The 22,028-nt window shown below is 54.0% G+C and carries 20 protein-coding genes; 13 read left to right on the forward strand and 7 right to left on the reverse strand.

Annotation, left to right across the window (positions count from 1 at the left end; all coding sequences use genetic code 11):
- Positions 1 to 29: 29 nt before the first annotated feature.
- The 8 genes from HY2_RS11880 (at position 30) to HY2_RS11915 (ending at position 6,201) form a co-directional block, all read left to right on the forward strand.
- Positions 30 to 1,526 (forward strand): aldehyde dehydrogenase, encoded by a 1,497-nt coding sequence (locus tag HY2_RS11880; protein ID WP_051594973.1) that lies wholly within the window; start codon positions 30 to 32, stop codon positions 1,524 to 1,526.
- A 74-nt stretch (positions 1,527 to 1,600) separates the two neighbouring features.
- Positions 1,601 to 2,428, forward strand: coding sequence for an IclR family transcriptional regulator (locus HY2_RS11885; protein ID WP_064773912.1), 828 nt, complete (start codon positions 1,601 to 1,603; stop codon positions 2,426 to 2,428).
- 69 nt (positions 2,429 to 2,497) lie between these two features.
- Positions 2,498 to 3,799, forward strand: coding sequence for an MFS transporter (locus tag HY2_RS11890; RefSeq protein ID WP_267895824.1), 1,302 nt, complete (start codon positions 2,498 to 2,500; stop codon positions 3,797 to 3,799).
- A gap of 30 nt (positions 3,800 to 3,829) precedes the next feature.
- Complete coding sequence (locus tag HY2_RS11895) at positions 3,830 to 4,348, forward strand: cupin domain-containing protein (protein ID WP_034827912.1); 519 nt, start codon at positions 3,830 to 3,832, stop codon at positions 4,346 to 4,348.
- 22 nt (positions 4,349 to 4,370) lie between these two features.
- The gene (locus HY2_RS11900) at positions 4,371 to 5,165 is read left to right on the forward strand and encodes an alpha/beta fold hydrolase (protein ID WP_064773913.1); all 795 of its coding nucleotides are present in this window, start codon (positions 4,371 to 4,373) and stop codon (positions 5,163 to 5,165) included.
- A gap of 3 nt (positions 5,166 to 5,168) precedes the next feature.
- The gene (locus HY2_RS11905) at positions 5,169 to 5,507 is read left to right on the forward strand and encodes an SDR family NAD(P)-dependent oxidoreductase (RefSeq protein WP_081815042.1); all 339 of its coding nucleotides are present in this window, start codon (positions 5,169 to 5,171) and stop codon (positions 5,505 to 5,507) included.
- 13 nt (positions 5,508 to 5,520) lie between these two features.
- Positions 5,521 to 5,901, forward strand: coding sequence for a hypothetical protein (locus HY2_RS11910; protein WP_146617205.1), 381 nt, complete (start codon positions 5,521 to 5,523; stop codon positions 5,899 to 5,901).
- Between the two features lie 27 nt (positions 5,902 to 5,928).
- Positions 5,929 to 6,201: a hypothetical protein gene (locus tag HY2_RS11915; RefSeq protein ID WP_034827916.1), complete on the forward strand. Its 273-nt coding sequence runs from the start codon at positions 5,929 to 5,931 to the stop codon at positions 6,199 to 6,201.
- Between the two features lie 1,016 nt (positions 6,202 to 7,217).
- Here HY2_RS11915 and HY2_RS11925 read toward each other — a convergent pair.
- From HY2_RS11925 to HY2_RS11940, 4 genes are all read right to left on the reverse strand, one after another.
- Complete coding sequence (locus tag HY2_RS11925; protein ID WP_034827920.1) at positions 7,218 to 8,021, reverse strand: metal-dependent hydrolase; 804 nt, start codon at positions 8,019 to 8,021, stop codon at positions 7,218 to 7,220.
- Between the two features lie 238 nt (positions 8,022 to 8,259).
- A complete protein-coding gene (locus tag HY2_RS11930; RefSeq protein ID WP_034827922.1) occupies positions 8,260 to 9,489 on the reverse strand; it encodes a D-amino acid dehydrogenase in 1,230 nt (409 codons plus the stop codon).
- Entirely contained in the window at positions 9,486 to 10,679 is a 1,194-nt protein-coding gene (gene alr, locus HY2_RS11935) for an alanine racemase (protein WP_034827925.1), read from the reverse strand. Before alr ends, HY2_RS11930 begins: the two co-directional genes overlap by 4 nt.
- Positions 10,669 to 11,946 carry an aminotransferase class III-fold pyridoxal phosphate-dependent enzyme gene (locus HY2_RS11940; protein WP_034827927.1) on the reverse strand — a complete coding sequence of 426 codons (1,278 nt, stop codon included), beginning with the start codon at positions 11,944 to 11,946 and terminating at the stop codon, positions 10,669 to 10,671. The genes alr and HY2_RS11940 overlap by 11 nt, the downstream gene beginning before the upstream one ends.
- An 89-nt stretch (positions 11,947 to 12,035) precedes the next feature.
- On the opposite strand from HY2_RS11940, the gene HY2_RS11945 reads away from it, so the two are divergent.
- The 3 genes from HY2_RS11945 (at position 12,036) to HY2_RS11955 (ending at position 15,285) form a co-directional block, all read left to right on the forward strand.
- Complete coding sequence (locus HY2_RS11945; protein ID WP_034827929.1) at positions 12,036 to 12,983, forward strand: carbohydrate kinase family protein; 948 nt, start codon at positions 12,036 to 12,038, stop codon at positions 12,981 to 12,983.
- Complete coding sequence (locus HY2_RS11950) at positions 12,983 to 13,636, forward strand: class II aldolase/adducin family protein (RefSeq protein ID WP_034827931.1); 654 nt, start codon at positions 12,983 to 12,985, stop codon at positions 13,634 to 13,636. Before HY2_RS11945 ends, HY2_RS11950 begins: the two co-directional genes overlap by 1 nt.
- A gap of 83 nt (positions 13,637 to 13,719) precedes the next feature.
- Positions 13,720 to 15,285, forward strand: coding sequence for a N,N-dimethylformamidase beta subunit family domain-containing protein (locus tag HY2_RS11955; RefSeq protein ID WP_034827933.1), 1,566 nt, complete (start codon positions 13,720 to 13,722; stop codon positions 15,283 to 15,285).
- An 88-nt stretch (positions 15,286 to 15,373) separates the two neighbouring features.
- Here the strand turns inward: HY2_RS11955 and HY2_RS11960 are convergent, their stop codons facing one another.
- On the reverse strand, positions 15,374 to 16,780 hold the full coding sequence (locus HY2_RS11960; RefSeq protein ID WP_034827935.1) for an MFS transporter: 1,407 nt from the start codon (positions 16,778 to 16,780) through the stop codon (positions 15,374 to 15,376).
- 4 nt (positions 16,781 to 16,784) lie between these two features.
- Positions 16,785 to 19,037, reverse strand: coding sequence for a TonB-dependent receptor (locus HY2_RS11965; protein ID WP_034827936.1), 2,253 nt, complete (start codon positions 19,035 to 19,037; stop codon positions 16,785 to 16,787).
- Between the two features lie 159 nt (positions 19,038 to 19,196).
- Here HY2_RS11965 and HY2_RS11970 point away from each other — a divergent pair, with 159 nt between their 5' ends.
- A complete protein-coding gene (locus HY2_RS11970; protein ID WP_206741026.1) occupies positions 19,197 to 19,874 on the forward strand; it encodes a TetR/AcrR family transcriptional regulator in 678 nt (225 codons plus the stop codon).
- A 33-nt stretch (positions 19,875 to 19,907) separates the two neighbouring features.
- On the opposite strand, the gene HY2_RS11975 is transcribed toward HY2_RS11970, so the two are convergent.
- Positions 19,908 to 21,020: a cytochrome P450 gene (locus HY2_RS11975; RefSeq protein WP_158534025.1), complete on the reverse strand. Its 1,113-nt coding sequence runs from the start codon at positions 21,018 to 21,020 to the stop codon at positions 19,908 to 19,910.
- Between the two features lie 491 nt (positions 21,021 to 21,511).
- Here HY2_RS11975 and HY2_RS11980 point away from each other — a divergent pair, with 491 nt between their 5' ends.
- On the forward strand, positions 21,512 to 21,859 hold the full coding sequence (locus HY2_RS11980) for a cupin domain-containing protein (RefSeq protein ID WP_051594972.1): 348 nt from the start codon (positions 21,512 to 21,514) through the stop codon (positions 21,857 to 21,859).
- Positions 21,860 to 22,028: the final 169 nt, after the last annotated feature.

A 22,028-nucleotide genomic window follows, 5' to 3' on the forward strand; every position in this document is an offset into this window, starting at 1 on the left:
AAAATGTCTCACGGTCGCTGAACCGCTACATGGAAGGAAAGATCGTGATCAGGGATATTATCGAGACACGTGCTTACATAGGAGGTGTCTGGCGGAACGGCGCCGGAGAGGCAGTCGATAGCATTAACCCCGTGGATGGGTCATGCGTTGCGACGGTTCATCATTGCACTCGTGATGATGTTGAAGAAGCGATCGCATCAGCCTGCCGTGCTCAGACTGAGTCGGGCTGGCTTGATATGAAGGCGCATGAGCGCGCCAAAATCCTTCATGCCGTAGGCCATCTGATTGATCGGCATGGGGATGATATTTCGCGTCTGCAGACGTTAGACACTGGCAAGACGCTTTATGAAACGCGTGCGTTGGCTGCGAGCGCTGCCAATACATTTCGCTTCTATGCTGCCGCACTTGAGACGCTGGAAGACAGTATGACGCCGGCGCGTGGGGACTATCTCACCTTTTCTCTCCATGAGCCCATTGGAATCGTCGGCGCCATCACCCCGTGGAACTCTCCAATTGCAAGTGATGCCCAAAAGGTAGCGCCGGCTTTAGCGGCGGGAAATGCTGTGGTGCTGAAACCCGCAGAATGGACGCCACTTGTGTCACTATTATTTGCGAGGATATGCGAGCAGGCGGGCGTTCCCAAAGGTTTACTATCCGTGTTGCCGGGAAGAGGGCGCGATATCGGGGCGGCCATTGTCGAGCATCCAGGTGTCGGCAAAGTCAGTTTCACCGGAGGCACAAATACAGGCTATACGATCGCTCGTGCCGCAGCTGAAAAATTGATGCCCATATCACTGGAGCTTGGCGGAAAGTCTCCGACAATTGTTTTCGAGGATGCAGATATTGACCTTGCGGTAGCGGGCATCATGTTCGGAATCTTCTCCTCTACGGGGCAGTCGTGCATTGCTGGTTCACGCCTGTTTGTGCACTGCTCCATCATGGACGCATTCATGGAGCGGCTTGTCTCTGCGACCCGCGCACTTATTGTTGGGCGGCCGGATTCGTCGGATACTCAGGTCTCATCAATGGTTGCACACAGTCATCGCGATAGCGTGGCGGCATATGTTGAGATTGCACGAAGTGAAGGCGCAGATATTCTCTGTGGGGGTGAGATTCCGGGAGGGGATTTGTCTTCTGGTGCGTTCTACCTGCCCACTATTCTGGCAGGGTTGTCAGCTGACTCCCGTGTCCTGAAGGAAGAGATTTTTGGGCCTGTGCTGGCCGTGCTGCCCTTTGAGAATGAAGAGGATCTTATCGCGCAGGCAAATGACAGTGTTTACGGCCTGGCTTGCGGAATCTGGACGGAAGACATGCGACGGGCCTGGCGTGTGGCGCGCAAAGTTGAGGCAGGCACAGTCTGGGTGAACACTTATAAGCAATTTTCTATCTCAACCCCCTTCGGCGGCTGGAAACTGTCAGGCATGGGAACAGAAAAGGGACGTGAGGGCATCCGAAATTTCCAAAGGCAGAAGGGTGTTTATATCGGTATGGGGGACGCTCCCATAGCGTGGGCGCGGCTTACGTAAAAATAGCCGAAGTTTTAATTGCAAAACTAAACGATTTGCTTGTAAAACATGCCTTGCGGTTTTAGGGTGCAGGCATGAGTAAACAAGATATGATCGAAAAGGCTGGTGGCAATACGGCCGAGATGGATGACCGGTACCTTGTACCAGGGTTGATGCGTGGACTTTCCATTTTGGAGAGTTTTAATCGCGACCGCCAGGAACAGACAATGGCGCAGATGGCGAAGAATGTCGGCCTGTCCAGGTCAACAACATTCAGGCTTGTCTATACGTTGGAAGCGATTGGCTACCTGGATAGGGTCGGCAGCGGCAAGTCATATCGCCTTGGGACGAAAGTCCTTGAGTTGGGGTATTCCTTTTTATCTGGTCGCGAACTGGTCGATGTCGCCCGGCCTTTACTTGAAAAGCTGCGGGATGAGACATCTTGTTCTACTCACCTGGTGGTGCGTGAAGGTGTGGACATTGTTTATATTGCGCGCTGCAGTGGTAACACGCGACTCGTATCCGGCATTACAGTTGGCACACGTTTGCCAGCCCATGCGACTGTTTCCGGGCGCACAATTCTGGCTCATATGCCGATTGGCGATATTGTCGGTCTTTATGAGAATTATGAATTCAGACGCTACACGGATTCTACCATAACCAGTTTGGGAGAGTTGGTCATCCAACTCGAAAAGGACAGGTATAAATCCAGCCTGATAAGCTGGGGTTATTTTGAACCAAACATTGCCAGTATTGCTGCGCCGGTTTTCAATCGTGCCTCTGTGATCGAGGCCTCGGTTATCGCGACATGCCCGATCGAAACCTATTCGAAGGACGCATTTGAATCTGAGATTCGGATCAAGGTAGAAAAAACGGCAGCAAATATTTCTCTTGCACTCGGCTATCAGCCAAAACAGTTATAGGTGGCGGTTGACATGTAGAAAAGTTTCGTATTCAAAATTCATTTTTGAAATACGAAATTTTATTGCATGATGACTCCAAACGTGACTCCAGGTCAGTCTGAGCGATCTTCCGGTTATTATGGCTGGAAAGTGTTGTTTGGCGCGGCCATAGGTCTGGCCTTCAGTCCGGGCCCTGTCTCTCTGGTTCTGGTTGGCGCGCTTGCGCCCTCCTTGGGGGAGAAATTTGGCTGGGGTATGGGACAGGTGATGTTTTCCCTGACCTTACTGAACCTCGGGTCAGTGATCGCTGCGCCCTTGGCGGGCCGCCTTCTCGACAAGATCGGAGCGCGGGCCCTGTTGTTCAGCTCACTGATCATGCTGGCCATCAGTGTGGTTGGCTGGGGTGTATGGGCAGATACCCTGACCAAATTTTACGCTGTGGCGATCCTTTATGGGGTTGCGACTATTGGGGCCCAAAGCCTGACCTATAATAAATTGCTGACAACCTGGTTTGACGAGAACCGGGGCATTGCACTGGGGGTCGCCTCCTCCGGGCTCGGATTGGGCTACACTTTTCTTCCGCTTCTTGTCGGCTTCGGGATCGAGCACTATGGGGCGGTAGGGGCTTCGATATTCTTGGCTCTAATGATCATTGTCTTTCCCTTGGCGATCAATGTCTTGGTCGCGCATCCTCGCCCTGTCGCTATTGATGAAGTAAAGGTCCTTGATGAGGGAGAAGGTCGTAGCGATGATCTGAGTAGCCTGCATATTGGTCTGACACTCAGGGAAGCTGCTTCTACACCCGCCTTCTGGTGTCTTGCGGCTTCGATTTTTCTGGTTTCGGTGATTGCGACGGGTATTGTCCCGCAGTTTCGCGCGCTTGGCCGTGACTTGCAGTACAGTCCTGAGGCGATTGCGACTGTTGCCTCCGTTTTCGGGTTCGCCACGCTTGGGGGGCGGCTGTTGGTTGGTTGGTTGTTCGACCGTTTCTTCGCCCCCCGCGTTACATTTATTTTCTTTGTGCTGGCTGCAATAGGGTACGCGCTGGCGGCATTCTGCGTGATAAATGGGTCGAATTGGCCGGTTCTGACAGTCGCAGTGATTCTCATGGGGTTGGGATTCGGTGCTGAAAGTGACCTCGTGGGATACTTGGCAAGCCGTTATTTCGGCATACGCCACTTTGGGGCAATCTATGGCTGCCTGCTGTCAATTTTCATTCTAGGCGCTGCTGCGGGCCCCTTCATGTACGGTGTTATGCGTGACCAGACCGGCGGATACGGGCCTGTCCTGCTTGGCTGTGCCGTAGCTGGTCTTGCTGCGGCGTTTATTCTGTTGCTGTTGCCACGATTTCCGGAGCCTGCCGATCTCTTAAGAAAAAGCTCGCGCCAATAACCAGACCAAGTCTTTAGCAAGGAGAGCAAAATGAGCACATCCACTTCAGAATCCGCAACGACGAAGATTGATCTGAACAAGGTTTTGGAAGAGCGTGTGGCGCGTTTCGAAAACCGTTCATACGACTGGAATGCCCTGAAGTTTCAGGCTGACTATGACCCTAAATACCGAAGGGCCCAGATCCGCTACATGGGGACGGGTGCAACAGGGGTGACTGCGGACCAGAACGTTGTGCCTGCTGAGCATTTCACCTTTTCAACTATGTGTCTTCCTGCGGGGTGTGAAGGGCCCTTGCATGTGCACACTGATGCTGAGGAAGTGTTTTTTATGTTGCGCGGAAAGATTCGTCTGACCCTGAAGGATGGCGATCAGGTAGTGCAAACCATCCTCAATGAAAGAGACCTGATCTCCGTCCCGAAGAATATCTATCGCGGATTGGAAAATATCGGTCAGGAAGAAGCGCTTATGTGTGTCATGATCGGTAACCCTAAGCCCGTAATCCCAACGTACCCGGATGATCACCCGCTGTCCAAAGTTAAGCGGGACTAGGTTTTCCTGGTTGGGATCTTACATGAATGGCATCGAGCGGCATTTAGTTGATGGACTGTCTCTTCTTCGCAGGAGGGGAACTGCGCCTGTCATATGTCTGCACGGGATCGGATCTCGCTCAGATAGCTGGCGTGAGATGTTTTCAGCGCTGCCGGACGGCCGCGGGGCGGTAGCTTGGGATATGCCTGGCTATCAGGGGTCGCGGCCAATCGCTACGCCGGTTCCGGAAGCGGTGCACTATGCTGAATGCTTGCGTGATTTGGTCGTGGCATTGGGTCTTGGTCCCTGTGTTATGATTGGTCACTCGCTGGGGGCTTTGGTGGCTGGGGCGTTTGTTCGAATTGCTCCTGAACAAGTCTCCGGGCTTATTCTGGCCGATCCTGCGTTGGGGTATGCTGAAAAGTCATCGGAAGCGAAGGCCAAAGTGTTTGAGCGAGTTGTGGCGTTTCATGATCTGGGGGCAGAAGAGTATGCGCGGCAACGCGCTGCGCGGCTTCTGTCCGAGTCTGCCTCTGCAGAGGCGCTGAGCATAGTTCAGAGCGGCATGAGCGCTTTGCATGAGCCAGCGTATGCCCGCGCGGTGCACATGCTAGCTCATGGCAATCTTTATGCGGATCTGCGGCACTGGCATGGGCCCATTCACTTCATATCCGGCGCGCAAGATATTGTTACTCCCCCAGCAGGGACACATGATCTAGCCGAACGTCTGGCAGCCCCTTTCGATCTTATCGCCCCGGCGGGGCATGCAAGCTATGTTGAGCGGCCACGGGCGTTTGCCGATTTAGTGGCGCGTATTTGTGACTCCTGGGAGTATTGATCAATGGATATGGGGTTTTCTGGCCGAACGGTCGTTGTTACAGGCGCGACCTCCGGTATTGGCCGTGAAGTTGCCCGGCTCCTGCTTGCTGAAGGTGCAAAGTTGGGGTTTTGCTCCCGGTCAGCAGATAAGGTTAAGGCGGCTAGGGACCAGTTCATTGAAGAGTTTCCATATGCGGAGATTTATGCTGCGCCATGCAACGTGCTGAACCCTGACGCCATCAACGCTTTTGCGTCAGATGTGGAACGTGCGTTGGGGGCGGCTAGCGTTCTGGTGAATAATGCAGGGCAGGGTCGCCTTTCCACTTTTGAGACGACCACGGATGAGGATTGGGAATCCTGAAGGGGAAGTGATCATGCCTCGGCACACCAGAATTCTGCTGATCTTTGACCCAGCTTATGCTGGGAATCTTCTGTATGATATCCGCAGTGCGTGGGTGTGGATTATCAATTCCGATCACAACATGCTTTCGGTGCAATCTGTGTGGCAAAACCATTCCGTGCCTGGGAACCCGACGCTATTCAATGCGTCGCCTGTTTCGGATGGAAAGTCGTTCCTCATCCTTATGGACATGATTGAGGAGCACCATGACATTGACTCCATCAGCTATTCACTGCAGCGTCTTGAAGTTTGTGGACTGAAATTTATGCCAGGTTGTCTGAGTGCACTGGATCAACTTGGCTGGAATGTGATTGACCAAACATCCGATCGGGCATGTTTCGAGCGCCGAGTTTGAGTGCTGCTGGGGAGTGGAGGTAAGGATATGACCCTTGATGTTCACTTGTATGAAAACGGGAGAATAGGACAGTTCTTGTTTCAGATTGATGACAAAATCTATGGCGATCTTTATCCGTCGTTTCGCCTCTTCCAGCAACGTACCGGCCTGCTCATCGATCCTTATAGGGACCTAGTCGTCGATATAGCGCTTCCGGCACTCATCCTTGCCCTAACAGAAGGCCACGTATCATTAGCGCTACGTGGAATACTGGAGAAATGCGAGCGCATGGGGCAGTCGGTTATTTTCGTCGGAGACTGATCGAGATGGAAATCCCTAAAACAAGCCGACGAGTTCATGCTGTTCTTGAGACGTTTGGATAAATAATCCGGCCGTAATCTGCGCAGAGAACTCACATTTAAATAATTTATGATCTTGCAATCGCGCTAGCACGTGACCCAGAGCAGGTTGCAGAGGCTCAGGCTTTGACTCAAGATGAAGTCCGGCCAGGCTTCGGTATTAAAGCTGTCTATGGTTTGTTTGGGATTGAGGAGTGGTGGCGCAATCTGAAGTCCGGCCGTATACTCATAGTCATCTATGAAGGTAAAGTTCAAAGTCTTCAATTTGAAGGCATGCACAATGACGGGCGCTCATTCACGCTTCGGCTTGCTGATTGCGGCTACTGCAAATAGAGCTGCGTTGCCAACGAAAAGGCGGATATGCAAGCCTATGCTATTGGGCGCAGGATTTGCGTTACGACTTATTCAGAAACAATGAAAAGCGGTGCGGAGTTTGAGTTCGTCTGGAAGATTGAGATCGATTGTGGGTGGCGCTCGTATCGTGCGCCTGCTCTTGCCCGAAACCCGATTGCAAAATGGCCCATAAGCTGGGGGCTGGACACGGTAGATTCGGTACTTACTTCGCGTACAAGCTCTGTAAACAGCGGTCTGAGGTTATGCGGCAGAGTACGCAATGATCTCTTCAGATGTTGATCTCTCGCCGATGTTTAGCTCCATATCTAACGCCTAAACTAATTCAAATAATGGACCATTTTTGCCGGTGGGGTCAGATCAAGTTGATCTGACCGTACCCACAGCATTTCCTCCACGCATTCGGTGCACTGTATCCGCCGTGCGCAACAAACTCAGCCCCAGTGATAAATTTCGCGCATAGATGCGGAATTGGTGCCTGTGATAAGTCTGCGCGCCATTTGCATGATTGTCTGACCTGCAAGGCAAGCGGAGATGATCGTCAAAGAGCGAGGCGATCACAACTGCTCGGTTGCCTCTTGGGTGAGCTGTAGATCAAAACCGTATACTGACCAATTGGGCGTGGTTCTAATGCGCGAGCCCGTATAGGTTAATCGCACGGTCTAAAACCATCGTGTCGTCGATGTCATCCGGGTGGAAGTCTTTGCGGAAGAATTTCCAATAGTGAGACCAATTTCCACGAATGAATCCACCACGCGCGAACAGAAAGCGAGTGGCCTGACCAAGCGTGCGCCAGAATGGAGGTTTGTCACGCCGATACATATGCAATACACTGCGCAATTGATACCGGACAAGAAACTCCCAGCTCATAAGTACCATGGCTTTCCGAAGCATGCTGTGTGTGCCGCCGGCCGCCTTATAGACATCGAACGCCACTGATTTGTGCTCAATCTCTTCCACGGCATGCCAGCGCCAGACTTGTGCGATATCGGGATTTGCATTTTTGATCCAGCCGTCCTGTTTCAGCAATTGCCCTGCAATCGTCGCAGTCAGGTGTTCATACGCAACAGTTGTCGCCAGCCAGAACAAGGGGTCCATATCCTTCAGTGTCTTAGCGTCGCCACGAATCGCGCCCTCGAGATAATCCAGGTCATACCCTTTTAGATCGCAAAGCAATTCGTTGAAACGTTGATGCTCACGACGGTGAACATATTCCTGAGCCATAAAACCGCGAACAGCTTCGCGCAGTTTATCATCGTTTATGTGTTTTTCATTTGTGCGTACACTGTCAATAAAGGACTTTTCTCCATACGGGAAAAGGATCGACATTGAGTTGAAGAAAGCCGTGCTGAACCAATCGTCATCATTCCATTCGGCCGCGAGAGATTCACCCAGCTGAAATCTTAAATCACGTGGTTTGATCGAAGTCATTTTAGCCTCCTTATAATGGTAGTGGTAGCTACCTTATGAGTAGTTCCCGATTTGTCAATCAAGGAGACCTTGACCACGAAGATTGACAAAGGCTCGAACAGAAATAAGCGTGTGGCAGGTCAGCTGCCTTGAAATTCAGCAGCAACCAATCGCGAAAGCTGACTCAACTGGTTTGTTGCCCGGCTTGGCTAATCGTATTCCTCTTTCCGAACAAAATGAGCGCGAACGGCAAAAATGCCTAAGTGATATTCGTTTCAGGCTGGCGTCCTGAAATTTTGTCGGCAATCATCCGTGCCGATCCGCACGCCATAGTCCAGCCGAGCGTACCATGTCCCGTGTTCAGCCAGAGATTCCGATGCTTGGAGTGGCACACAAATGGTACGCTATCGGGCGTCATAGGGCGGTGTCCGCACCAGAAATTGCGTTCCTGTGTTTCAGCTAAGCTGGGGAAGAGGCTGAAGACTGAGCGCTCAAGCGTGCGCTGTCGTTTCGGGTTAAGGCTTCGGTCGAAACCTGCAAGCTCGGCCATGCCACCAACGCGCACGCGATTTCCGAGGCGTGTCGTTGCGACTTTGAATGTTTCGTCCAGAAGAGTTGACTGGGGCGCATTAATCTCGTCGATGATCGGTAGCGTGATGGAATATCCTTTAACGGGATAGATCGGCAGCCGAATGCCGACTTGGTGCGCCAGCCGAGGCGACCAGCTGCCACCGGCGAGGACAAACGCATCCGCTTTGATTGTTTGAGAACCGATTTGCGCGCTGACCACACCTTTATCTTCGCTCAGAGCATCAACCTCAGTATTCCAATGAAAGCTGACCCCACGTGCCTTGGCGATCTTGGTCAGAGCGTCTGTAAATTTGAAACAGTCCCCCGTCTCATCGCCAGGCAGGCGCAGGCCTCCGCTGACGAGCTCGGCGGCATTGGCAAGGCCTGGCTCTGCCCGGCAACAGCCCTCCCTGTCCAGTAATTCAAAATCTATACCACTGGCTTGGAGCACTTCCATATCGCGGGCAGCAGTCTCATACTGTTTCTGTGTGCGGAAGATCTGCAGCGTGCCTTGTGAGCGCTGATCGTACTCTATGCCTTCCTCGGTTCTAAGCGCGCGAAGCATGTCACGGCTATAAGTGGCTAGGCGTACCATCTTCGCCTTGTTTGCGGCGTAGCGTTCAGGCGTGCAGTTGCGCAGCATGGCGAGCCCCCACGCCACCATGGCAGGATCAATACTCTGCAGGCGCAGGATCAGCGGAGCGTGTTCCATGAAAAGCCATTTTAGCGCTTTTGCTGGCACGTCGGGAGATGCCCATGGGGTTGCGTATCCCGGAGATATCTCGCCTGCATTGGCAAAGCTTGTTTCCCGCGCTGGGCCGGACATGCGATCAAAAACGGTCACTTCGTGGCCGTCGCGCGCTGCATAATAAGCTGTGGTAATGCCCACCACGCCGCCACCGATTACGACGACTTTCATTTGGGTGTCTCCTTTGCGCCCATAGGCGGCTGATCTATATAGGTCCGGGCAAAACGGTTTCCGAGCATCGTCAGGACTTCGTGAGGTGTCGTTGCCAAGATTTGCGCAAGGCTGGTGACTGTCTGATGCTGGCCGATGAGTTCAACTGTGTCGCCAGGCCTGATCTGGCTCTCGGCTATATCTGTGATATCGACGGTACAGCTATCCATGGACACCCTCCCGACAAGCGGCAGGCGGTGATCGCGGAACCAGACGGCGGCGCCTCTACCGCTAAGAGCTCGCGGCCAGCCATCGGCATAGCCGGCGGAAATCGTTGCGATCCGCCGTGGGCCTGGCGCGATATAGTCAAGCCCATAGCCGACTCCCGTGCCAGCTTCGATCTGACGAATTTGAATGACCCGTGCTTCCAAGGATATCGCAGGCTCAAGGTCTGCCCCCATATATCCGCCAGGAGCGATGCCATAGAGTGCAAGGCCCGGCCGCAGGACATGTCCTGCAGCTTTCGGCAGACTTAGCACTGCCGCAGAATTTGCAAGCGAGCTGGGAACCTCAGGTAAGCGGGAAGCAAACCGGTGGAAGCATTCGATCTGGCTGGCATTCGCGGGGGCTTGCGGATCGTCTGCGCAGGCCATGTGCGTCATCAACAGCTGATGCGCCACAGATCCGCTATAATCCGGACTGGTCAGGATATCGTCCAGTTCCGCCTCGCTGAGACCCAGTCGCGACATGCCGGTATCTACCTGAAGAGCGGCTGGGAGTATTCTTCCCATCTGGCGCGCCAAGGCTGCCCAGGCGAGGGCTTGTTCGGGGGTGCTCAGCACAGGGAAGATACCTTCGTTGGCGCAGACTGCTTCATAGCCAGGCGCAAGCCCGTTTAGCACGAACAGTCGGCAATCCAATGGCAGCAATTGCTTCAGCGCAAGCGCTTCTGCCAGGTGTGCAAAAAAGAAGTCCCGACAACCGAGCCCAGCCAGCACCGGTCCAATTCGTGCTGCGCCAAGGCCATAGGCATCCGCCTTCAATACGGCTCCTGTCCGTGCCTTTGGATGAAGCGCCGATATCTTCCGCCAGTTCGCCGCGACTGCACCAAGATCAAGGGTCAGTTGCCCAGCTTCATCTCCGCAAGCGGAGGGTCGGGGCGAGGGACTGGCAGGGAAGTGAGGCGCCGGACAGGCGGCCTCAGTGTTCATCCGATAGCATACTCAGAATGGCAAGCTTTTCGACCGGTGGAAGCGTTCCCGCATCGCGCACCGTCTTGAATGCCTGATCTGCCACTTCTAGCGTGTGGTCGATGTCGGCTTCGGTCATGGCTGCGCAGATAAACATGTTGTGCCAGGGATGGAAGTAGACGCCGCGCTTCATAAGCGCTTCATTCCATGCATAGCCTTTGGAATAGCCTGGATCTTCTTCGAACATGATCAGCGGCAGTTCGGCCGGGCCAGTCTGGCGTAGGGCGAAGCCGTGGCGGTTCGCAGCTTCATCAAGACCCGTGCGAAGGCGTTGGCCAAGAGTTTGCGTGTGTTCGAGATAATCCGTATCCCGGATCAATTTCATTGTCTCGATAGCTGCGGCCATGGGAGCTGCAGAGAACCAGTACGACCCGGTTGCATAGATTGTTGCGGCTGCGTTGCGGGCCTTTTCCGCGCCAAGCAGAGCTGAAATCGGGTGGCCGTTGGCAATTGCCTTGCCCCAGCTGGAAAGGTCAGGCTTCACACCAACGCGAGACCAGCTGCAGTCGCGGGCGAGTCTGAAGCCGGCGCGGACATCGTCCACGATCAGCAACGCATCGTTTTCGTCACACAGCTCGCGAGCGCGGCGTGCATATTCCGGCGTTGGATCTTCCTGGTCGATGAATGTGTCGTGCTTGATTGGTGCAGCAAAGATGGCGGCAAGGTCATCACCGGCTTCTTTCACAGCAGCCTCAAGGCTCTCGACGTCATTATAGGTGTAGAAAATCTGGTTGGCTCGGTCATTCGGTGTGGTGCCGTTCTTCAGCGGAGTGCACCATGGCGCGGCTCCATGATAGGCGCCCTTGGCAAGCACAATAGTTTTCTTCTGGGTAAAATTGCGTGCGATCATCATTGCCATGGTCGTCGCGTCTGTTCCATTCTTACAGAACATGACCCAGTCCGCATGTGATACCATGGAGGTCATCTGTTCGGCGAGTTCAACCATCAGGCCTGAAGGCCCGGTCATGGTGTCGCCTTTCTTCAACTGCGCAATGTATGCGGCATCAATACCTTCGTGCCCATAGCCGAAAAGGTTCGGGCCATATCCGCACATATAGTCGATGTATTTGTTGTCATCGGCGTCCCACAGATAAGCGCCGGAGGCGCGCTCGAAGAATTGCGGATAATCATCTGGTAAAAGCCGAACCGATTGGTGACCGTACATGCCGCCGGGGATTACAGCCTCTGCGCGTTGGCGAAGCGACTTGTCTTCAGAGTTTGTCCACATGTTATCCTCATTGCGCGTCTAAATAAGATAGTTTTGACTATCATACTGAAGATGGTTATGTTCGCAAGATAGATTTGGGAGAAAACCGGATGAAACTTGACCTTCTGTGCGTCGGCCTGACAACTTTAGATGTTGTAGGGCGGCCAATCACGGAAATTCCGCCGAATGAGGAAGGGCGCCTTATCGAGCAGATCGCTTGCGCTCCGGCGGGAACAGCGGGAGGTGCAGCCTGCGTCGCAGCCCGTCTTGGAGTCCGTACTGGCGTTGCTGGTGCCATAGGTAGTGACCTTACAGGAAAGTTCGTCCGATTTGCTCTTGAAGATGGGGGGGTAGATACCAGCTTGCTGAACACGTTGGATGGATATCCGACTTCCACCACAATTCTGCCGATTGATAGTGACGGGCGACGGCCTACGCTTCATGCGCCGGGCGCTGGGTCTGTGCCCCCACTAACGGATGAATTATTGCAGGCGGCTGCTTTGGTGCGATGCATTCATTATGGCGGCATTGGCGCGCCAACCCTGGATGGCGGACCAGGAGAGTCGCTTTTGAAAGCGGCGAAGGCTGGTGGTGCAGAAATTATCTGCGATTTGATTGCTCCGCGTCCTGATGCGAAGGAAGAGCTTTCCCGTCTCTTGCCATATGTCGACTGGTTTCTGCCGAGCGCTGATGAAGCCCGTATGTTGACCGGGGAAGACGATTTGCAGGCTGCCGCGGATACCTTTGTTGCGATGGGTGCGAAGAATTGCGTCATCAAGGATGGTGGACGTGGGGCTGTCATGGCCGCCGGTCCGTTGCGTGGGCGCCTGGCTGCGTTCAAGATTGATGTCGTTGACACAACGACGTGTGGAGACTCATTTTGTGCTGGTTTCATCGCGGCGCATTTGCGGGGCATGAGCGATGCCGATGCGCTGAAATTTGCCGCTGCTACCGCCGCCATGGTTGCTCAAGGGCTTGCGACCTATGGTAAGCTCGACAGTTATGAACAGGTGGAGGCAGCCATCCAAACCATGCCAGTCGCAGAGGTCGTCGAATAATGGACGAGCAGGAAGCAATACTGCGTCAGCAGGTCGTTGAGGTCATGGCCGCCATGGACGCGCGTGGTCTTAATCGTGGCACATCAGGAAATGTCTCTGCACGACTTGGCGATGGCGCGCTTGTCACGCCAACAGGCATTCCGCCTTCCGCTCTTAAGCCGGAGCACATAGTGAAACTCGCGGCTGATGGCAGTTACGACCCTGCAGGCATGAAGCCTTCAAGCGAATGGCTGATGCACCTGAAACTGTTGCAGCTACGTGCGGATGCGAATGCGGTTGTGCATTGTCACTCACGCTATGCCACAACGCTAGCCTGCGCCAACCTGCCCATCCCGGCTTTGCATTATATGGTCGCCGTTAGCGGTGGGCCTTCTGTGCCAGTAGCGCCTTATGCGACATTCGGCTCGGCCGAACTTGCAGAGGCTGTTTGTGAGGCACTGTCGGGGCAGTTCGCTACGCTTATGGCCAATCATGGCCAGATCGTCGCCGCGCCAAATCTGAAGGCGGCCTTGTTGATTGCCGAAGAGGTTGAAGAACAGGCCGCGATCTATTGGGGAACGCTCGCCATTGGTGGGCCAAGCCTGTTGGCAGATGATGAAATGGCGCGCATCGCTGACCGGTTCCGCTCCTACGGTCAGAAGAAGAAAGATTGACACAATAGGTGCGGCCTCATCGCGCTTGCGAATACGGTAATCATCGCTACCATTGAGGTGTTGTTGTTAGATCGGAGCCCTACATGCTGGCATGTTATACAGACCGCCTGAGCCTTCGCCCGGGTGAATCCTTCGCCCTTCATATCAGTGTCGAGCACAGTCCCTGCCGTTTGGAGATCGCGCGCGTTGGTGTGGAACGCGATGTGGTCATGATGCTAGAGGACATTGCCGCAGGTAATTATCCTGTGCCGCCAAATGCTGACCGGGAAGGCTGTGACTGGCCTGCCGCGCTCGAAGTCACCGTTGGTGAAGATTGGCGTAGCGGCTATTATGATATTTTGCTGACCGATGCATCGGGGCATGAAACGCGCCATTTTGTATGTGTAAAGCCAGCTGCCGGTACAACGGGGTCGAAAGCGGTTCTGGTTCTGGCAACGAACACTTATCATTCCTACAATTGGTGGGGTGGCGCGAACGCGTATTCCAATGTCACTGGCCTTATGACCGGCAAGGTGCCGTTCGACGAGGCGATGGATCAGGCGATTGGTGTACTGTCCACCCAGCGGCCCTTTACGCAGATGATCATCGGCGCGCCGGAAGGCGCACCACGCCTGATCAATATGCGCAAGCGTGAGTTCCAGGAGAAACCTTGGGCAGCAAATCCGGAATGGATGCGCAAGCATCATATCTCGCCTTATGATGGCTCAGCAGGCTTTCTGAACAAATGGGAACACGCCTTTGCTGCCTGGACCGAGTCCGAAGGCTATATGTTCGACTATGTCACCGATTATGATCTGGACACGGAGCCGGACTTGCTTTCGGCCTATACATCTGCCTTTTTTGTTGGTCACTCTGAGTATTGGTCCGGCAATGAGCGAGCGCAAGTAGAGCGGTTTGTCGATAATGGCGGCTATGCCGCGATCTTGTCCGGCAATACCTGCTTCTGGAAAGTCCGCTGGGAAAATGACGGCAAAACCTATGTTTGCCATAAATGGAAGGGCTTCACGTCAGAAGACGTTGCGCCAGAAGAGGCAACACATCTTTGGTCTCATCCTGCCTTCAAGGCTCCGGAAGCAGAGCTTACCGGCCTCAGCTTCAATTTCGGTGGATATCATCGTCTTGGCATGTGCGTGTCGCGCGGTTCTTCGGGCTTCACGATCTACAATGACAAACACTGGGCTCTGGAAGGAACAGACCTGTTCTATGGTGACCAGCTTGGCGCGGATGTGCCATTGATCGGCTATGAAAGCGATGGCTGTCTTTTCGAATTTGGAGATGACGGCCTGCCGAAGGCGCTGACCGTGGGGGGCGTTCCTTCCAATCTCGAGATTATCGGTTTCGCGCCGGTAACGCTGGGCGAAGATCCGGATAGTGGTTATGCGCCGATGATCCCCCCGGAAAAACTGGATGTGATTGCCGACGCGATTTATGGCGACAGTTCTCCGGCGATGCAGCAACGCCTGTTGCGTGGCCACGCAATGCTGGCAAGTTTCCAGCGTGGCAAGGGCGAGGTGTTCAATACCGGCACCACCGAATGGGCACATGGTCTCGCCGCGAATGATCCGTTCATTGAGACGATCACCCGCAACGTTATGGACCGGTTTGGCGTGACGAAGTCGAAATATGTGACGTCTTCAGTCGTCGGATAAAATTACATTCGACCCACTGGAAAAGAAAAAAGGCGCGGGAAGTTTTCCCGCGCCTTACTCAATTGCCTGAAAAGTCTGGGAGGAAACTTCAGGTCTTTTCGGGAACACCGCCGCCCTTCACGAAGAAGAGAAGAAGGAACCCGGCTGCGAACAGGATGGTCACGGGGATGAAGCCAGCCTGTTGCGAATGAAAGATGCTGGTGAAGATGCCGACGAACATCGGGCCAAGCCAACTTGTGGAATTGCCAGCCAGTGCAGCTAGACCAAAGAAGGCGCCCATCTGCGAAGCTGGTGCGAGACGGGTCAGCAGCGTGCGGCTGGAGGACCAGGCCGCTATCTGGAAGACGAAACCCATGAAGCCAAAGAACACGAATACAAGTTCGGGCAACGTCGTGAACATAGGGCCGTTCCACACTGGCAGCGGATCCGCCACCGGCATAAATAGGATCTTGACCGGAGAGGCGCCGATAATGCCGATCAAGCCGATAACGGATCCGGCAATCTCGATCTGGAAGGCTGCCTTCGGTCCGAATGTTTCGTCCAGCCAGCCAGCCAGTACGCCGCCGATGAGACCCGCCACACAGCCAAGTAGTCCATAGACCAACATCTGTGTACCGTTCCATCCCATTACGCCGGCAGCATAGACGCCGCACAGGATCAACAATACGCCGCCCGCATCCTGTGCCAGCGTACGGGCCAAGAGGTAGATCATCGCGTCTGAGTTCTTCTTCCAGTTCCATATCAGTGAGAAAAGTGCACCAACGCCTGCTTTCACCGAAGACGCATTTGCCTTGCCGCCGGTACGGCGCGCATCTTTGCTGAAAAGGAATAAAGGGATGGCGCAGATCGCAAAGTTCAACGCGACGAGGACGGGTACGATCCGGTCCGGCTCGTAGGCTTCCTTCGACAGGCCGAACATAGGCTTGTCCGGCAACATGAGCGCAAACAGGATGAACAGGAGTAGGGCAATCGAGGTGACGTTGCCGAGTGAGAGGGCGAGGCCAGACGCCATCGGCTGCATCCGAGGTTTTGCGGCCGATGTGAGCATGGAAGAAAACAAAACCTCTCCGCACGAGAGAAGTACGGAGATCACCCCAAAGATACCGACGACGACCCAAGGCGACAGCACCGTGCCGCCGGGGGCTGCAAACCAGAGACTCATCATCAGCGGAAGGAGGGCCATCGTGATAAGTGCCAACCATGGCTTGCGGGGCCCGAGTGTATCGACTGTGGAGCCCAGCACTGGGGCAATGAAGGCAACAGTCAGTCCGGAGATCATGCCCATTTGGGCGATCATGGCCTGGCCCTTCACGCCATCTCCGACCACTGTAGTGGCGAAGTAGGGCGCGAATAAAAAGCCGTTTACTAGGCCGATATAGGGGTCCCGCCCCGCTTGGTAGGTTGCCCATGACCAAGCGGAGCGGTCCAGTTTTCGAGGACCGGAGGCTGCGTCAGAGGAATCTGACGCGCCTGGACCTGCAGACAGGATCGCCATCGGATTAGTACCGGTAGCGGAGGAAAACACCCACGCTGCGCGGACGCGAATAAGTGAGCAGGTCCACGCCGAGGCTATCGACCGGGTTGGCCGATGTCAGGTAAGCCTCATCTGTCAGGTTACGGCCCCACAGGCCGCCTTCGATATGCCCATTAGGTGACAGGATTGCGAGTTCCGCTCCCACGAGCCAAAGCTCCGGATCGGACAGGCGCTCCCGGTTGGTGCTGTCGAAATAGACTTTCGACCGGTACGACATATCTACGCTCGGCGTAATCTGTACGCCAGAGTCGAGATTGACCGTGTAAGCGGCACGACCTGTCATGCTGAACTCTGGTGATTGCGGCATCTTGTTGCCGGAATAGTCGTCTCCCAGGGATTTGTAGTCGCCATATTCGGCATGCAGCCAGGCAAAGCCCCAGGACAGGTCGAGATTTGCTGTTGGGCGAGCTACGAATTCGGCTTCTGCACCATACATTTCAGCCGATGCAGCATTATCGAGCACCTGAACAGTAAGACCGCCACGTTCTACCGTCGAATAAGCCTGAATGTCTTGGTAGTCGTAGTAGAAACCAGACAGGTTCATCCGCAGGCGGTTGTCGAGCAGGTCGCTTTTGGAACCGATTTCGAAGGCATCGACTGTTTCGTTATTGTATGGATCGATCTGCTCCGGGCTGTCCGCATTGCCGCCGAAGAAACCGCCGGATTTGTAGCCACGGCTATAGCTAGCGAACACATTTGTCGTATCAGTCAGGTCGTATTTCAGGCCAAGCTTGCCGGACCAGTCGCTGAAGGTCTTGTCTGCCTGATAGGTGAACAGCGTCACCGCCTGCTCGGCCGTCGAGGAATAGTCCATAGACTTTTCGTCTGCAGACCAGCGAAGACCTGCCGACAGGAAAAGGCGTGGCGCGATCTCATAATCCGCTTGACCGAAGATCGCGTAGGAATCTGTTTCCTGAGTATATGGATAGCTCAGGAAGATGACTGAGTTTTCCGGGCTTGCGCCTGTCGGGTTCGTTGGCGAAGCAAAAAGCGGGCGCAAGGCACGCAAAATGTCGTAGGCGCTTTCGCTGGTCGTTTCGTCGTTCATATAATATGCGCCGACGACCCATTTCAGCTTTTCACCCTGGGAAGCCAGGCGCAGCTCTTGCGAGAATTGCTTCTGCCCGTTGATGTAGTAAGCCTCGAGCATTTCCAGCGGGCTGGAGTCTGTATTCTCGTGCGCGTTGCGTTCAACATCCTGATAGGCCGTGATGGATGTCAGCGTTACATCGCCGATCTCGCGATCAACCGTAAGAGCGGCGCTCCAGAGAGAGATTTTGTCCTTGCCTTCGACATTGGAAGTCACCTTGTACGGATCGGCGTTGGTGTCCGCATAGCCGAGGGCATCTGTGCAGAGACCGCTGCGGTAATAGGCTGGAGCGCATACGCCGTCAGGTCCTGCGGCGGACGGGTCGGCCGGGAAGAGCTGACGCGATTTCGGCTGTACAGCGCCGCCTAGGTTTGTGAACGTGTTGAGCGTCAACAGTACGTCAGTCTTTTCGTCCGGCGTGTACAGAAGCGTGCCGCGCATGGCGTAGCGCTCTGCATTGTTTACCTTGTTGCCGGTGACGGTATTTGTGGAAAATCCCTCGTCTTCTGAATACTGGCCAGCAACACGGAAGGCTAGCTTGTCACTCACGATCGGGCCACCGAAGCCGAATGTAGCGTCCAGAGCGTCAAAGCTACCATATTCAACCGAAGCATAACCTTCAGGGGAGAAAGTCGGGCGTTTAGCAATAACGTTGATTGCGCCGCCGGTCGTGTTGCGGCCGTAGAGCGTACCTTGCGGCCCGCGGAGGACTTCAACACGATCAAGATCGTAGAAGGCCGAGTACTGAGCAAGTGGTGATCCGATATAGACGCCATCGGCATACAGGCCAACACCGCTGGATGAGGTTGGGTTGAAGTCGTTCAGGCCAGCCCCACGGATGAATATCTTCGGGTTTGCGGCGGCGTCGGCAGAGGCAATACGCAGGCCAGGAACGAGGTTGTCGAGTGAAGTGATGTTCTCAACGCGTTGTTTTTCGAGAGTCGAAGAGGAAAGGGCCGTGATGGCGATCGGTACGTCCTGGACATTTTCTGCGCGCTTCTGCGCGGTCACAACAATGCTTTCCAAGCGTGCTGTCGCGTCTTCTTGCGCTTCAGGCTCTGTCTGTGCTGTGGCTGTAGAGCTCCACAAAAGCGCGACAGCGCCCGTTCCGATCAAGAGGTTTCTCATGGCTCAATCCTTTCGTTCCATCCCTATCGGAACAAATGGATAGCGATCACTAGCGCTTTTTCAATAGTTTTTATTACCGTTTTATGATGTTTCTTTAATCTGAGTGCTTTATGGGCAATGAATGCGCTGAGATGGGCACAGTACGGAGACCAACAAATAATGAGCTCGCAGAAAAAGATGCCCTCGCGGAAGGCGGTCGAAAAGCGAAAAAAAGTCTCCACGACAGCCAAACAACAGCCGCAGCAAATGCGCGCGCAGGATACGTATGAACTTATTCTGGAAACCACTGGCAATTTGCTCGACGAAGTCGGCTTGGAACGTCTGTCGACCAATCTGGTATGTCGGCGCGCAGGGCTAACGCCGCCAGCACTGTATCGTTATTTCCCCAACAAATATGCTATTCTTCGCGAGCTAGGTGATCGATTGATGGCGTTACAGGACGAAGCCGTGCTTTCATGGATCGACGAAGGTGGGCTTTTGACCAATAATTTCGATGCCGCAGTTGCAAGCAATGTCCGCCTGCAGGAACGCGTGAACGACATTACCCGACAGTTCCCCGGAAATATTTTCGTGCTGCGTGCCATGCGAGCCATCCCGCTGCTGCGTGAGGTACGCATCGCTTCAAGAGATATGGTTGCCGAGCGTATGGCGGATGCAATGGTGGATGCTGGTTACACCGGATCCCGTGAGCGATTGCTTGAAGCGGCATGCCTGACGACGGAATTAACGTATAGTGGAATGGAAATGATACTCGAGGAGCCGTCGCGTGATGGGCATCGTATCTGCGTCGATCTGGCCCGAATGATGGTGACATACTACGCACAGCTAGACAGATAAAAGCTGGAAGTTTTTATCTGAAGGGACAGGGCATCAACTCTCCCGCCGCTCCAGGATCACTGGCAGATGCCTCAGTTGGCACATAGCATGATTTCCGATCCATTCATTCATGTCTCCTGCGGGCCGAATATTTATCCGGCATTCGGTGATCGCATCGAGTAGGCATTTTGCGACCAGGCTGGCCACAAATCGTCCTGGACAGATATGTGCACCGCCTCCAAATGTCGTGGAGCCTTGCTGAGAGCGGTTCGGATCAAAGTGATCTGGTTCAGGAAAGGCACCTGGGTCGCGATTGGCTACTCCCCACATCATCAAAACATGCGTGCCCTTGGGAATTGTGTAACCGCCATACTCAATATCGGCGCTGGCATACCGGCTGAGATGAATCACAGGCGGTTCAACGCGCAGGCACTCTGCCACGATGGCTGCTCTCTTTTCAGGTGTGGCCTCCTGTAATTCAGTCAGCATATCGGGATGTTCGAGAAGGGTCCGGACGGTATTGGTGACCGCAAGGGCTGCAGTATGGAAGCCGTCGAATAGGTTGCCGGCAAGAAATGCGCCTGCGGACTTTGGAACGTGGCCCGTATAGTCGAGGTCATCCGCAATATCTATGTCTTTCAGCTCCATTGCCACATGTTCGACGAATGGGCAGCCGCCGCTTTGCAAGGACCGCATGCTCGCAGTCTCAACAATTGTGCGGTAATTTTCTGCAGCATTATCTGCTTCGTAAAACGATTCAGGATCGTGTTGAAGAAAGAGCATTGGTGTCATGTTCCGGGCATGGACTGCAGCTTCAAGTGCCTCTTCGTCTGTCATGCCAAGCTGGTACCCCCAGAAGCGACCGATCAGGGGCTCGGCGATCTTCTCTACAAAGTCTACGCTTTCCCCCTGTGGCAGATTGTTGAGAATATCCACCGCGATGGCTTTAACATCGTCTTGTTTTGCGCCTGTGGGTTTCGGGCCAATCTGTTTCAAAAGAATCCGGCGCAAGACGGGATTCAAAGGCGGATTTGTGCTGAACAGCTGGTTCTTTATGAGATTGGCAATTGAGGAGCCGACGGGTTTTTCGTCGGATAGTCTATCCTCAAGAAGGCCGGGAAACAATTGGTTCGGAGCTAGCGCCGAAAGCTGAGGCATGGCTGCCATAGCGCGCAGATCAGACTGACGGAAGATAACAAGTGCCCCGTCTTTCGTGCGAAGAAAGCGCGGGCTGTCAGTCTTGAAAATTTTCTCGCAGAACTGACGAAATGCTATACGGCCACCATCATAGCCATAATCGCCCAATGTTGGCAGCGTCTCTATGTCCAGAATGTGCGATTTACCAGCGATCACTTCGTCTGACATTTATTTGTTCCTCCCACAGATTTTCCGGTCCTCGATCTGAAAAGGCCCGAAGAATACGGCATCAGGAAAAGTAGTTATGACTATTTTGTCGATTTTGTACAGTCCTGATGTCTACAGCACAGACCTGCGAGACATCTTAGAGGGAAATGCCTTTTCTCGCCTTGGCCTCGACCATCGCCGTGCATGTAAATTGTTCCAAGGCGAGGAAGTTGATGCATGCTCCAAGCTGTGGCATTGACTAAATGGATAGCAATGACTATCGTTTTATTTCGTCGATTGGATGGAGATGAAATATGAGTATCCACGTCATGACGCCCGAAGTGGGTGAGCCGATTACCCCGATTTCTGATGGCTGGGAGGTTCTGGAAGGTGATCCGGTAATGTGGACCTGGTTTGAGCACCAGTCTGAAGACTGTGCTTTGGTTGAAGGCACCTGGAGATGTACACCCGGTACTCTCCGTGCTGAGTATCAATACTACGAATATGTCGTGATGCTTGAGGGAAAGATCGAAATAACGCCAGATTCTGGTGAGACTGTCGTGGTAAAGGGCGGTGATGCATTCGCAGTCGAGGCCAATTTCAAAGGCGTGTGGAAAGTGATTGAGCCGGTCCACAAGCGTTTTCTTCTTCGATTGCGATAGTCTCGCTTATTCTGATCTCGTTACGGACTTATGTATTTGAGTGATTTGCTCTAACGATATCCCTCATGGCCCTTGGATTGTTTTTCGCTCTGACAGATAGAACAATTAGGTGCGGTCTGTCAGGCGTAACATTGTGAGTTGTCCGTTTTCGAACGGTTGAGACACTCTG

Source organism: Hyphomonas pacifica, assembly GCF_000682675.1.
In the GTDB taxonomy this organism is placed as follows: domain Bacteria; phylum Pseudomonadota; class Alphaproteobacteria; order Caulobacterales; family Hyphomonadaceae; genus Hyphomonas; species Hyphomonas pacifica.